Origin of the sequence: Herbiconiux sp. VKM Ac-2851, from assembly GCF_013205105.1 — a bacterium.
GTDB lineage: Bacteria > Actinomycetota > Actinomycetes > Actinomycetales > Microbacteriaceae > Herbiconiux > Herbiconiux flava.
Genome location: NZ_JABMLJ010000001.1, coordinates 753,573 through 766,541 on the forward strand (window position 1 = coordinate 753,573; position 12,969 = coordinate 766,541).

Consider the following 12,969-nt stretch of genomic DNA (forward strand, 5'->3'; position numbering starts at 1 on the left):
CGACTCGCCAGAAACCGTCCTCACCCGCGCCGGATGGGACGGTTTTCGGCGACTCGCCAGGAGGGAGGTTCTACTCGGAGAGGGGGGCGGCCGCGATGGTGGCGCGGGCGCTGCGGGCGCGCTCGTCGACGAGACGCAGCGACTCGGGAGCCGGGTCGGTGTACTCGAGGCCGCGGCGCAGGCGCGCCGTGTCGAGCAGCGAGTCGGCGAGGGCCGGGTTGTTCGCCAGCACCGGTCCGTGCAGGTGGGTGCCCAGCAGGTTGTCCTCCCAGAAGCCCTCCTCGCCCGGCGTCTCGGTGTTTCCGCGACCGTAGACCACGCGCCCCAGGGTGCCGTGCGGGCCGACGTCGACGAAGGAGCCGCGGTTCTCGAAGCCCACGATGGGGCCGATCCGCGGCGACTCGAGCACGAAGTCGCCCACCACGCGGGTTCCGCCGTGGCGGGTCGCGACGGGGAACACCGAGGCGCCCTCGAGCACCTGGCCCGACTCGAGCGCGATGGTCTGCCCGAGCAGCTGGAAGCCTGCGCCGACGGCGAGGAAGGGCCGGCCGTCGTCGGCCAGCGCCCGCAGGTCACCGGCGATGCCCTGCACGAGCGGATGCGCGATCAGCTCGGCCGAGACGGGGCCGCTGCCGATGAACACCAGATCGGCGTCGTCGAACCGCGCTCGCACGGCGCCGTCATCCGGGCCGTCGTAGCTCAGCACATCGACGGGGAGCCCGCGCCACTCGGCGCGGAGTCTCAGGATCTCGACGTTGCCGCCCTCGCCGTTCAGGCCGAGCAGCCGGGGGAACAGGTGCAGGATGCGCAGAGCGCCCTTCGAGGCCGCGCTCATGCCGCTCCCCCGCCCTCGAGCTCCTTGAAGCCCAGGATCTTGCGGATGCCCATCATCTGCTCGTAGTTCAGGATCATCACCTTGTGTCCGGTCGCCGGCTTCGGAAGCGCGAGGAACGCCTTCAGCGCCGCGCGCACGTCGAGGTCGACCGAGCCGACGGGGACGCCGAGGTAGCCGAAACGCGTGGCGAACTGCCAGGCCTTCGAGCCCGTGATGCCGTCGACGTGGTCGAGGGCCGAGAAGTCGATGTCCCAGATCCACGACGGGTCGGGCGTGCCCTCGTCGACCGCGAGGAAGACCTGCTCGGGCGCCGACTCGAGCGAGTCGAGGTTGAGCTGCAGGCTCGCCGGGTTCTTCATCATGATGATCTCGATCTGCTCGCCGTCGACGACGAGCATCTCCCCGCGCCCGTAGACCGTGGCGAGGGAGTCGAGCGCCTGGCTGACGAGCTCCGGCCGGAAGCGGTCGCCGAGCACGCTGCGGGCGGTGGCGGCGGCACCGGCCGCGTCGAGTGCGTAGTGCAGCCCGCGGGACGGGAGCTTGACCTCGATCAGGGTGCGATCGTCGTACGGGCCGGCCACCGCATCCGTCGACCCCGCCGAAGGCGCTGTGGGGCTCGCGTCGAGCGTCGCCTTCTCGATGGCCAGGGTCGCGCGGCTGCCGGTGAGGGCCACCACCTCGACCGCGGCCGGCCGGGAGCCGGGCTTCGCGCCGGTGTCGCCGAAGCGGTCGGCCGAGGCGACGCCGTGGCTGGCGGGCTCGACGAGCTCGGGCAGGCCGCCGAAGAACGACACCGCGCGGCCGAAGTAGGCGGGGATGCGGGTGTCGAGGTCGACCAGGAAGTTGTCCTCCCGGTTGAGGATGAGACCGTCGGTGGACGTGGCCGCGACCCGGGCCAGCATCGCGGCGACGCGGTCGGGCTCGTGGTAGCGGTTCAGCTGGTCGATCTGGATGTTCAGCAGCAGCACGGTCTTGGGCTTCAGCAGCTCGGCGAGCCGGGTGCCGTAGCCCTCGTCGACCTCGAGGATCGCGATGTCGGCGTCGAGCCGGCCGCCCACCGACACCTTGGAGAGGAGGGCCGACGCGATGCCCTGCGGGAGGTTGCCGCCCGAGGGGTTGGTGAAGACCTTCAGGCCGTGTGCCCGGATGATCGCCGCCAGCATGTTCGTGGTGGTCGACTTGCCGTTCGAGCCCGACACCGCGACGACGCCGTCGGGGATGGCGGCGATGGTGCGCTCGAGGAAGCCCGGATCGATGCGCAGGGCGATGTTGCCGGGGATGGCCGAGCCGCCGCCGCGGAGGCGTGCGGCGACCCGGACGGCCCGTCCGACGAGGACGGCGGCCGTGGTGCGGACTGTCACCGGCCTACTCGAGGTAGTCGCGGAGCGACTGCGAGCGGGACGGGTGGCGGAGCTTGGCCATGGTCTTCGACTCGATCTGGCGGATGCGCTCACGGGTGACCCCGAAGGTGTCGCCGATCTGGTCGAGGGTCTTCGGCATGCCGTCGCCCAGGCCGAAGCGCATGCGGATGACGCCGGCCTCGCGCTCGGAGAGCGAGTCGAGCAGCGACTCCAGCTGCTTCTGCAGCATGGTGAAGCCCACCGCGTCGGCCGGCACGACCGCCTCGGTGTCTTCGATCAGGTCGCCGAACTCGCTGTCGCCGTCTTCACCCAGGGGCGTGTGCAGCGAGATGGGCTCGCGGCCGTACTTCTGCACCTCGACGACCTTCTCGGGCGTCATGTCGAGCTCGCGGCTGAGCTCCTCGGGCGTGGGCTCGCGACCCAGGTCCTGCAGCATCTGGCGCTGCACGCGGGCGAGCTTGTTGATGACCTCGACCATGTGCACGGGGATGCGGATGGTGCGGGCCTGGTCGGCCATGGCGCGGGTGATGGCCTGACGGATCCACCACGTGGCGTAGGTCGAGAACTTGAAGCCCTTGGTGTAGTCGAACTTCTCGACCGCACGGATGAGGCCGAGGTTGCCCTCCTGGATCAGGTCGAGGAACTGCATGCCGCGACCGGTGTAGCGCTTGGCGAGCGACACGACGAGGCGGAGGTTGGCGCCCAGCAGGTGGCTCTTGGCGCGCTGGCCGTCTTTCGCGACCCACTGCAGCTCGCGCTTGGCCTGCGGGCTGAGGTTGTCGGTGTTGGCCAGCTTGTCCTCGGCGAACAGGCCCGCCTCGATGCGCATGGCGAGCTCGACCTCCTCGGCCGCGTTCAGCAGGGCGACCTTGCCGATCTGCTTCAGGTAGTCCTTGACGGGGTCGGCGGTGGCGCCGGTGATGGTGCTGGAGTAGACCGGCACCTCGTCCTCGTCGTCGACGAGCGAGAGCACCAGCGCGCCGGTCGGCAGGGTCTCCTCGGCGGCGGCGGGCTTGGTGGCCTTGTCGTCGTCGCCGTCGGTGTCGCCGGCCTCGGTGTCGCCCTCGGCGACCACCTCGGTGTCGGCCTCGACGTCGACCTCGACCTCGGTCTCCTCGTCGGGCTCGGCCTCGTCGTCGTCGGAGGCCTTGGCCTTGGTGGCGCGCTTGGGCGCAGCCTTCGCCGCCGTCTTCGGCTTCGCGGCGGCCTTGGTGGCCGGCTTCGCCTTCGCGGCGGGCCGCTTGGCGGCGGGAGCCGCGGTCTCGACCTCGTCGGGCGTCGTCGCCTTCTCGAGGGTGTCTGCGGACTTGGGGGTGGCCATTAGTTCACCTTTCACGCCACGCGGCGGGCGGATCGAGCTCGTGGCTCCGGGCGGAGGGGCCCACTGCGTGAAGATGTTTTTGGACAGTACTAAGACCCATGTCAAGTGCCGGTTTCTCGCAGCCGGAGGAGGCGCTGCGACCGTGCACAGGAACGGGTCTTCATATCAATTATTGCACGGAAACGGAAGACCGCTCACCGTCTCGCCCCCGACGGTTCACCCTCTCCGCTTCCACTTCCTGAGGAGTGCAACCCAGATGGGGCCCACGGATATTCCCTCGTCCTCCTCCATCTTGCGGCGGGTACGACGCCTCGCCCGGAGCAGCATCACGACCCCGAAGCCGATCACGAGGTACTGCACCGAGAAGGCCAGCCGGAAGGCGTCGAGGTCGTAGAGCGAACCGCTCCAACCGGCGTCGAACTGCGCGTCGAGGATGACGCCGATCAGGAACATGATCACGAAGCTCGCGGTGAAGCCGCCCACGTTGACGATCCCGTTCGCGGAGCCGAGCGAGCGGATCGGGTTGAACGAGCGGGCGAAGTCGAAGCCGATCAGGGAGCCGGGGCCGCCGACGCCCATCGAGACGACGAGCAGCACGATCAGCCAGAACGGGGGCACGCCCGGCCAGAGCAGCACGGCCGCCCAGACGAGCCCGAGGGTCGCGGTGATGCCGAGCACGAGGTTGGAGCGACGCAGCGGGAAGCGCGCGGTGAGGATGCCGAGGATCGGCCCGGCCACGAGCCCCGTGAGCACGATCACCACCAAGAGAACGGATGCGGTGCCCTGCGCGATCCCGACGGCCGACACCAAAAATGGGAACCCCCAGAACAGCGCGAACGCGGTGCCGGAGGACTGGGTGACGTAGTGCGACCAGAAGCCCAACTGGGTGCCGGGTCGCTTGAGGGTCGTGCCGAGGCCGCGCACCGCATCCTTCACCGAGGCAACACGGGGCTGCTCGGGCACGTCGGCCGGACGGTCGGCGAGGAACGCGACGCCGAGCACGAAGCCGGCGAAGGAGAGGGACGCGGCGGCCGCGAAGGCCGGGGTCCAGCCGACGTTGTGCAGCACCCACGCGAAGGGCAGGGCGCTCAGGATCTGGCCGATCGCCCCGATGTTGCCCGTCCACTGCGACAGCAGCGGAACGCTGCGGCCCTGGAACCACGAGTTGATCAGCCGGATCAGCGAGATGAAGACCGCGGCGTCGCCGGCTCCGACCAGGATGCGCCCGGCGATCGCGATGCCGATCGACGGAGCGAAGGCGAGCACGAGCTGGCCGATCACCATGATCGCGGAGCCGGTGGTGATCAGGAGCTTCGGGCCGACGCGGTCGATCAGCAGCCCGATCGGGATCTGCAGGCCGGCGTAGACCACCAGCTGGAGCACGGCGAGGGCCGAGAGCAGGGCGGCGGAGGTCTCGAAGCGCTCGGCCGCGTCGACCCCGGCGACGCCGAGGGTGGAGCGCTGGAGCACCGCCGCCATGTAGGCGAACACGCCGACCGCGAAGACGATCCAGGAGCGGCGGGAGTTCACTGCGCCAATGCTACTCCGGAGCGGTCAGGGCTCAGTCGGAGCGGGTGTCGTCGTCGGGCGGAGCGGGGCCGCGTCAGGCGGAGCGGGTGTCGTCGTCGCCCAGGCGGTTGCCCGCGAGGAAGCGCTCGAGCTCGTCGGCGATCTCGTCGGCCGAGGGCAGCTCGCCGTCGACGTCGGTGAGCGGGGAGCGCGTGCCGTTGCCCTCCATGTAGGTGTCGTGCCGCTCCTCGAGCGTCGACACCAGGCGGGCGAGCTCGGTGTTGGACTGCACCTGCTCGTCGATCTTGCCGACGAACACCCGGCCCTCCTCGCGGAGACGGTCGGTGGGGAAGATCAGGCTGGTGGCGGCGCTGACGCTCTCGACCGCCACGAGCGCGGCGGTGGGGTACTCGGTGTCGGCGAGGTAGTGCGGCACGAGCAGCACGAAGCCGGCGATCGGATGCCCCAGCTCCTGCAGGCGGTACTCCACGAGGTGGAGGGCGTTCGCCGGCGCCTGGGTCGTGGGCTTCCAGACCGAGAGGGCGTCGATCAGCTCGCTCCGGTTGCCGCTGACCGTGACGCGCACGGGACGGGTGTGCGGCACGGGCATCGGGATGGCGTGCACCCACGTGGTGGTGCTCACCGAGAAGCGGTGCACGAGCTCGATCACGGCGGCCGAGAAGCGCTCCCACTGGAAGTCGGGCTCGAAGCCGTTGAGGAACAGGAAGCGCTGGCCGATCTCGTCGGTCATCAGGTGCAGGCGGAGGGCCTGCGGCTGGTAGTCGCTGATGTGGTCCTGATCGAAGGTGATGATCGGGCGTCGGGCCCGGTAGTCGAGCAGGATGTCGGGGTCGAACTCCGCCACGACCGTCGACTCGAGCGTGTCGAGGAGGTACTCGCCGAACTGCGCCACGGCGCCGCCGGCGTCGGTGAAGCCCGACAGAGCGGCGACGAGCTGGAGCCCGTCGGGCACGAGACCCGGTTCGGCCACGACGTCATAGAGACCGCTCGGATTTTCCATGCCCCAACTCTAATCGGGAGCGCTCGCGCGGCTCGGGCGCGGGTCGCATGCCCAGAGCGAACACGGATCGGGAATAGCCGGAGGAGCCCGGTTAGGCTGGCGGGATGACTTCGGCCTCGATCTCCCTCCGCTCCCCCGACCAGCAGCTCACCGAGGAGGAGGTGCTCGTCGTCGCCGCCTCCACCGCGGACGGTGAGGTCTCGGTGCGCGGTTCGCTCGGCGCCTCGTTCGGCACCGAGATCGAGGCCGCCCTCGAGGCGTCGCTGGAGGCGGTGGCCTTCGGGGGCAAGAAGGACGAGTTCGTGCGGCTGCCTGCCCCCGCCGGCGTCACGGCGAAGGCCGTGGCCGTCGTGGGCCTGGGAACCGCCGAACCCGACCTCGAGGCCCTTCGCTACGCCGCGGGCGTCGCGGGCCGTCGCGCCACCGGCTCCGCGCCCGTCGTGCTCGACTTCGGTGTCGAGACCCCCGCGGAGCTCGAGGCCGTCGCCGAGGGAGCGGGACTCGGCTCGTACGACTACACCGACTACCGGGGAACCGGCACCAGCTCCGAGGAGCCGGTGGCTCCCCGCCGCATCGAGGTGGTGCACGGTGCGCTCGCCGCGGAGGACGCGGCGACGGCTCTGGAGCGGGCCCGCACGTCCGCCGAGGCCGTCGAGCTCGTGCGCGACCTCGTGAACGTGCCGGCGCTCGACCTCTACCCCGCGAACTACGCCGACAAGGTACAGGAGCTCGTCGAGGGCCTGCCGATCGAGGTCGCCGTGTGGGACGAGGAGCAGCTCGTGGCGCAGGGCTTCGGCGGCATCGCCGGTGTCGGCCAGGGCTCCGCCCGGCCGCCGCGCCTGGTGAAGGTCTCGTACCACCCGGCTGCGGCCGAGAAGCACATCGCCCTCGTGGGCAAGGGCATCACCTTCGACACGGGCGGGCTCTCGCTGAAGCCGCCGGTGTCGATGATCGGCATGAAGTACGACATGGCCGGATCGGCCACGGTGCTCGCGGCGGTGCTCGCCGCCGCCCGGCTCGATCTGCCCGTGCGGCTCACCGCGTGGCTCTGCCTGGCCGAGAACATGCCCTCAGGCGTGGCGATCCGCCCCGGCGACGTGCTCACCATCCGCGGCGGGCGCACCGTCGAAGTGCTCAACACCGACGCCGAGGGACGGCTCGTGATGGCCGACGGACTCGTCGCCGCGAGCGAGGAGAAGCCCGACGCGATCATCGACGTCGCGACCCTGACCGGGGCCGCCGTCGTGGCCCTCGGCAACCGCTACACCGCCGCCATGGGCGACGAGCGCCTGATCGACCAGGTGCTGCAGGCGGCCGACGCCGCCGGCGAGAAGATCTGGCCGATGCCGCTGCCCGAGGAGCTGCGCCCGCTGCTCGCCTCGGACATCGCGGACATCGCGAACGTCAAGCCGGGCAACACCGCCGGCGGGATGCTCGTCGCCGGTGTGTTCCTCAAGGACTTCGTCGGCAAGGACGACGCCGGCGTGACGATCCCCTGGGCTCACCTGGACATCGCCGGCCCCGCCCAGAACAAGGACGGCGGCTACGGCTACACCGTCAAGGGCCCGACCGGTGTGACGGTCCGCACCCTGCTCCGCCTTGCCGAGGCCTTCTCCCGCGCGTAGTAAGGTCGTAAGGGCGAAAAAAATCGCCCTTCTTCCATGCCCACCCACGCATGCGGGCCTGGATCTCTATGCACGAGGGAGTTGCTAGGTGTCGGAACAGAATTTTGACATTGTGGTTCTCGGCGGCGGCAGCGGTGGCTATGCAGCCGCCCTGCGGGCCAGCCAGCTGGGCTTCACGGTCGCGATGATCGAGAAGGACAAAGTGGGCGGTACGTGCCTGCACCGCGGCTGCATCCCGACCAAGGCGCTCCTGCACTCGGCCGAGGTCGCCGACGTCTCGCGCGAGTCGGCGAAGTACGGCGTGAACACCACCTTCGGCGGCATCGACATCGCAGCGGTCACGGCCTACCGCGAGGGCATCGTCGCCTCGAAGTACAAGGGCCTCGAGGGGCTCGTCAAGGCCCGCGGCATCACCACGATCGCCGGCGAAGGCCGCCTGACCTCCCCCACCACGGTGCAGGTCGGCGACCAGACCATCACGGGCGGCAAGATCGTGCTCGCCACCGGCTCCTACTCGCGCACCCTGCCGGGCCTCGACATCGGCGGCCGGGTCATCACCTCCGAGCAGGCCCTCGCGCTCGACTTCATCCCGAACAAGGTCGTCATCCTGGGCGGCGGCGTCATCGGCGTCGAGTTCGCGAGCGTCTGGAAGTCGTTCGGCGTCGACGTGACGATCGTCGAGGCGCTCCCCCACCTGGTGCCGAACGAGGACGAGGCGATCTCGAAGCAGTTCGAGCGCGCCTTCCGCAAGCGTGGCATCGCCTTCAACCTCGGCACCCGCTTCTCGGGCGTCACGCAGGACGAGAACGGCGTCGTCGTCTCGCTCGAGGACGGCAAGACCTTCGAGGGCGACCTGCTGCTCGTCGCCGTCGGGCGCGGCCCGGCGACCGCCGGGCTCGGCTTCGAGGAGGCCGGCGTGAAGGTCGACCGCGGCTTCGTCATCACCGACCACCGCCTGCAGACCAGCGTGCCCGGCGTCTACGCCGTCGGCGACATCGTGCCCGGGCTGCAGCTCGCCCACCGCGGCTTCCAGCAGGGCATCTTCGTGGCCGAGGAGATCGCGGGCCTGAAGCCGCAGGTCGTCGAGGACGTGAACATCCCCAAGGTCACCTACTCCGACCCCGAGGTCGCCTCGGTCGGCCTCACCGAGGCCAAGGCCAAGGAGAAGTACGGCGACGAGAAGATCTCGTCCTACGACTACAACCTGGCCGGCAACGGCAAGAGCCACATCATCGGCACCACCGGATCTGTGAAGGTCGTGCGTCTCAACGACGGCCCCGTCATCGGAATCCACATGATCGGCGCCCGTGTGGGCGAGCTGATCGGCGAAGGCCAGCTGATCGTGAACTGGGAGGCCTACCCCGAAGACGTCGCCTCGCTGGTGCACGCGCACCCCACGCAGAACGAGGCGCTCGGCGAGGCGCACCTCGCATTGGCCGGAAAGCCCCTGCACGCGATCTGATCGAGCGGGCCTCCGGGCCACGCCGACCGGGCACGTGCCCCCAACCACCGTGCCGACTAGGCTGAATACGAACTGTTCCATAAGGAGACAAAGGTCATGAGCGAATCCGTCAACCTTCCCGCACTCGGTGAGAGTGTCACCGAAGGAACGGTCACCCGGTGGCTCAAGAACGTCGGCGATCGCGTCGAAGTTGACGAGCCCCTTCTCGAGGTCTCGACCGACAAGGTCGACACCGAGATCCCGTCGCCCGTCGCGGGCGTGATCGAGGAGATCCTCGTCCAGGAGGACGAGACCGTGGAGGTCGGCACCGCGCTGGTGCGCATCGGCGACGGCTCCGGTGGCGGCGACGCCGCCCCGGCCCCGGCCGAGGCTCCCGCCGAGGAGGCCCCTGCGGCCCCCGCCGAGGCAGCTGCTCCCGCGGAGCCGGCTCCGGCTGCTCCCGCCGAGGAGAAGCCCGAGGAGGTCGTCACGCCCTCCGTCGACGCGCCGGCCCCCGCCGAGGAGCCCGCTCCGTCCGCTCCCGAGCCCGTGCAGGAGACCCCGGCGCCCGCCCCGGTCGCCGCCGCTCCCGCCGCTGCCCCGGCTCCCGCTGCCACCCCGGCTCCGGTCGCCGCCGCGCCCGCTCCTGCCGCCGCCCCGGCACCCGCTGCTCCGGCCGAGGCGGCCGCCGCGCCGTCCGGTCCGAACGCCGGCTACGTCACGCCGCTGGTGCGCAAGCTCGCCCACGACCAGGGCATCGACCTCTCGACCGTCACCGGTTCGGGCGTCGGCGGCCGCATCCGCAAGGAGGACGTGCTCGCCGCGGCCGAGGCCGCCAAGGCCCCCGCTGCCGCTCCGGCCGCCACCGAGGCGCCGGCCCCGAGCACCAAGCTCGAGACCTCGCCGCTGCGGGGCACCACGCAGCCGATGTCGCGTCTCCGCAAGGTCGTCGCCGAGCGCGCCGTGGCCTCGATGCAGGCGTCGGCGCAGCTGACCACGGTGGTCGAGGTCGACGTCACCAAGGTCGCGGCGTTCCGTGACTCGGTGAAGGGCTCGTTCCTGGAGAAGACCGGACAGAAGCTCTCCTTCCTGCCGTTCTTCGCCCTGGCCGCGGCCGAGGCGCTCAAGGCGTTCCCGATCATCAACGCCACGGTCGACGGTGACAGCATCGTCTACCCCGACCACGAGAGCATCAGCATCGCGGTCGACACCGAGCGCGGTCTCCTCACCCCCGTGGTGAAGAACGCCGGCGACCTCGACATCGCGGGCTTCGCGGCCCAGATCGCCGACCTCGCTGCGCGCACCCGCGACAACAAGCTGAAGCCCGACGAGCTGGCCGGCGGCACCTTCACCCTCACCAACACCGGTTCGCGCGGCGCGCTGTTCGACACGCCGCTCGTCTTCCTCCCGCAGGTCGCCATCCTCGGCACCGGCGCGGTCGTGAAGAAGCCGGCGATCGTGAAGGTCGACGGAGCCGACGCCATCGCGGTGCGCTCGATGGTGTACCTCGCCCTGAGCTACGACCACCGCATCGTCGACGGCGCCGACGCCGCCCGCTTCCTCAGCGCGGTCAAGAACCGCCTCGAAGAGGGCGCCTTCCAGGCCGACCTCGGCATCTGACCCCGCGGTCGCGCTCAGCTCGTACGAGCGGATCCTGAAGCCGGTCTCGCCCCTCACCACGAGGAGCGAGACCGGCTTCGCCGTTCCCGCCCCACCCGCGCCCGCCCCGGCAGCCACACCCGGGGCCCCGCGGGTCACCACGGCTCGCAGCAGCACGAGCCCGCCGAAGTCCTGCACGACCTCGACCTCGCCGACCCTTCCTGCCAGCGGGTCCGCTCCGCCCACCGTCGCGACGAGGGCTCGGTCCCGGGCGAACGCCGGTGAATCGCGACTCTCGATGTCCGTGAGGCACTCGTCCGCCCCTGCCCCCGCACCGAGGCACGCCGCCCTGACGGACAGCAGCGCTATCGCGGCAGCCACCGGATCCGCGGACGGGTCGGCGTAGCCGGCTCCGTCTTCGCTCACACGGTCGCCGTTCTCGGCCGAGGGTCGGGCGATCGCGGCCGGGGGCTCCACCGACGGGGTCGGTGCTGAACCGGTGACGGCAGTGGCTCCCCCGTCTCCGGGCGGCAGGAGCATCGCGACCACCGCCGCGGCCACCGCCACCATCGCACCCACCACCAGTGCGATCCGCCGGTGGCGGCCCTCCACTGCACGCCTCCCGCGAGACCGCACCGAACGCCGTACGGCCGCCCAGGTCTCCCGCACCGCGAGCACGGCCGGCTCCAGCGTCTCGACGAACTGCAGCTCAGGTGCCTCGCCCGGCTCCACCACGACCGGCCGCCACGGATCACGGCCGGCCCCACCCACCGCCGCGCTACCGACCTCCGCGCTGGGCTCGGCTCCCGCATCACGGACTCCGCTCGCACCGCCCCGCGCCACCGCGAGCAGCACCCGCAGGTCGGCCGCCCGAGCAGCCTCGTAGTCCGCGCGCCCGGCGCCCGTCCGTGCGATCTCAGGCCCGTCGAGCATCACCGAGTGCCCGAACCCCACGACGCCCAACCCGCCGGAAGCGTCGACCAGCAGGGTCGAGCGGTCGAGCGCCCCGTGCGCGATCCCGATCGCGTGGAGGGCGGCGACGGTGCGGGCGAGGGAGCGCGCAGCCACCGGGGGCAGCGCCGACGGGTCGGTCGGGCGGCCCGGCACGAGCGACATCACCGTGACGGGGTCGTCGTGCGCGGTGCGGAGGCACGCCACGAGCGTCGGCATGGCCGCGACCGGATGCCGCGCCAGCACTTCGCACTCCGCGCGGCAGGCGGCCCGGGCATCCGGAACCCACACCTTGACGATCACCGTCGCCCGCGGGTCGGCCACCGAATGCGCCCGGAACACGTTCGCCCGCTCCCCCACCGCCACGAGCTCGGCGAGACGGTAGCCGGGGACGAGGGGTGGTGCGAGTGAGGTCATGCCAGAAGCGTGCCGCAGCACTCGGCAGCCGCGATGGCTGCGGGGAGATCTGGGGAGGAACGAGCATCCGGAGCCACCTGTGCAGGAAGCGCGCACGCCCGCAGAGAACGTGGCCCCCGACATCGGTGCCAACCCGTATCCTTGGAGTCATGGCACGCAACACCGAGAAGACCCCCAAGAAGCCCAAAGAGCCCGGCCGTCTGAAGCAGATGTGGCAGGTCTTCAAGATGACCCGCCGCTACGACTCCCACGCGGTGTGGATCATGGCGCTCGGCTTCGCCCTGCCCGTCATCGTCGGCGTCGTGCTGGCGCTCGTGCTCGCGGGCGGCAACGTCTTCGGAATGGTGATGTGGATCCTGGCGGGCGTGCTCGCCGGTCTGCTGGCCGCCCTGATCATCCTCGGCCGCCGTGCCGAGCGGGCCGCCTACAAGCAGATCGAGGGGCAGCCGGGGGCCGTCGGTGCCGTGCTCCGCAGCTCGCTCCGCCGCAGCTGGACCGGCAGCGAGATGCCCATCGCCGTCAACGGCAAGACGCAGGATGCGGTCTACCGTGCCGTCGGCCGCGGCGGTGTCGTGCTGATCGGCGAGGGCTCGAAGACCCGCACCACCAAGATGCAGGAGGACGAGCGGCGCAAGGTGCTGCGCATCCTCCCGAACGTGCCCGTGACCTTCATCAACGTCGGCCCCGACGCCGGCACCGTGCCGCTGCACCGCGTGCCGCGCACCCTCGCGAAGATCAAGCCGACGCTGACCAAGCCCGAGGTGCTCGCCGTGTCGAACCGGCTGACGTCGCTGTCGTCGTCGCCGCTGCCGATCCCCAAGGGCATCGACCCGATGCGCATGCGCCCGCAGCGCGGCCGCTGAGCGCGCATCCCCGAACGACCGAAGGC

10 protein-coding genes are annotated in these 12,969 nt (G+C 71.0%); 5 read left to right on the top strand and 5 right to left on the bottom strand.

The features are described 5' to 3' along the window. Positions 1-70: 70 nt before the first annotated feature. The 5 genes from HQQ85_RS03480 to HQQ85_RS03500 all read right to left on the bottom strand — a co-directional run bounded on the left by HQQ85_RS03480 (position 71) and on the right by HQQ85_RS03500 (position 6,047). Entirely contained in the window at positions 71-835 is a 765-nt protein-coding gene (locus tag HQQ85_RS03480) for a type 1 glutamine amidotransferase (RefSeq protein ID WP_173181094.1), read from the bottom strand. Beyond that, complete coding sequence (locus tag HQQ85_RS03485) at positions 832-2,196, bottom strand: MurT ligase domain-containing protein (RefSeq protein ID WP_173181095.1); 1,365 nt, start codon at positions 2,194-2,196, stop codon at positions 832-834. Before HQQ85_RS03485 ends, HQQ85_RS03480 begins: the two co-directional genes overlap by 4 nt. Before the next feature lie 4 nt (positions 2,197-2,200). After that, positions 2,201-3,517 carry an RNA polymerase sigma factor gene (locus tag HQQ85_RS03490; protein WP_173181096.1) on the bottom strand — a complete coding sequence of 439 codons (1,317 nt, stop codon included), beginning with the start codon at positions 3,515-3,517 and terminating at the stop codon, positions 2,201-2,203. Positions 3,518-3,733: 216 nt separating this feature from the next. Beyond that, positions 3,734-5,047: an MFS transporter gene (locus tag HQQ85_RS03495; RefSeq protein ID WP_173181097.1), complete on the bottom strand. Its 1,314-nt coding sequence runs from the start codon at positions 5,045-5,047 to the stop codon at positions 3,734-3,736. Between the two features lie 73 nt (positions 5,048-5,120). Continuing rightward, complete coding sequence (locus HQQ85_RS03500) at positions 5,121-6,047, bottom strand: proteasome assembly chaperone family protein (RefSeq protein ID WP_173181098.1); 927 nt, start codon at positions 6,045-6,047, stop codon at positions 5,121-5,123. Between the two features lie 104 nt (positions 6,048-6,151). Between HQQ85_RS03500 and HQQ85_RS03505 the strand changes: the two genes are divergently transcribed. The 5 genes from HQQ85_RS03505 (at position 6,152) to HQQ85_RS03525 (ending at position 12,943) form a co-directional block, all read left to right on the top strand. Beyond that, positions 6,152-7,672, top strand: coding sequence for a leucyl aminopeptidase (locus tag HQQ85_RS03505; RefSeq protein WP_173181099.1), 1,521 nt, complete (start codon positions 6,152-6,154; stop codon positions 7,670-7,672). 88 nt (positions 7,673-7,760) lie between these two features. Further along, a complete protein-coding gene (gene lpdA, locus HQQ85_RS03510) occupies positions 7,761-9,134 on the top strand; it encodes a dihydrolipoyl dehydrogenase (protein ID WP_173181100.1) in 1,374 nt (457 codons plus the stop codon). Positions 9,135-9,230: 96 nt separating this feature from the next. Next, a complete protein-coding gene (sucB, locus tag HQQ85_RS03515; protein WP_173181101.1) occupies positions 9,231-10,733 on the top strand; it encodes a 2-oxoglutarate dehydrogenase, E2 component, dihydrolipoamide succinyltransferase in 1,503 nt (500 codons plus the stop codon). Positions 10,734-11,754: 1,021 nt separating this feature from the next. Next, complete coding sequence (locus tag HQQ85_RS03520; RefSeq protein ID WP_173181102.1) at positions 11,755-12,048, top strand: hypothetical protein; 294 nt, start codon at positions 11,755-11,757, stop codon at positions 12,046-12,048. 181 nt (positions 12,049-12,229) lie between these two features. Further along, positions 12,230-12,943, top strand: coding sequence for a DUF4191 domain-containing protein (locus HQQ85_RS03525; protein WP_173181103.1), 714 nt, complete (start codon positions 12,230-12,232; stop codon positions 12,941-12,943). Positions 12,944-12,969: the final 26 nt, after the last annotated feature.

Bases quoted from the DNA above. Each gene is read 5' to 3' on its own strand.
- sucB (WP_173181101.1), top strand. From the start codon at position 9,231: ATGAGCGAATCCGTCAACCTTCCCGCACTCGGTGAGAGTGTCACCGAA.
- HQQ85_RS03505 (WP_173181099.1), top strand. From the start codon at position 6,152: ATGACTTCGGCCTCGATCTCCCTCCGCTCCCCCGACCAGCAGCTCACC.
- HQQ85_RS03490 (WP_173181096.1), bottom strand. From the start codon at position 3,517: ATGGCCACCCCCAAGTCCGCAGACACCCTCGAGAAGGCGACGACGCCC.
- HQQ85_RS03500 (WP_173181098.1), bottom strand. From the start codon at position 6,047: ATGGAAAATCCGAGCGGTCTCTATGACGTCGTGGCCGAACCGGGTCTC.
- HQQ85_RS03525 (WP_173181103.1), top strand. From the start codon at position 12,230: ATGGCACGCAACACCGAGAAGACCCCCAAGAAGCCCAAAGAGCCCGGC.
- HQQ85_RS03480 (WP_173181094.1), bottom strand. From the start codon at position 835: ATGAGCGCGGCCTCGAAGGGCGCTCTGCGCATCCTGCACCTGTTCCCC.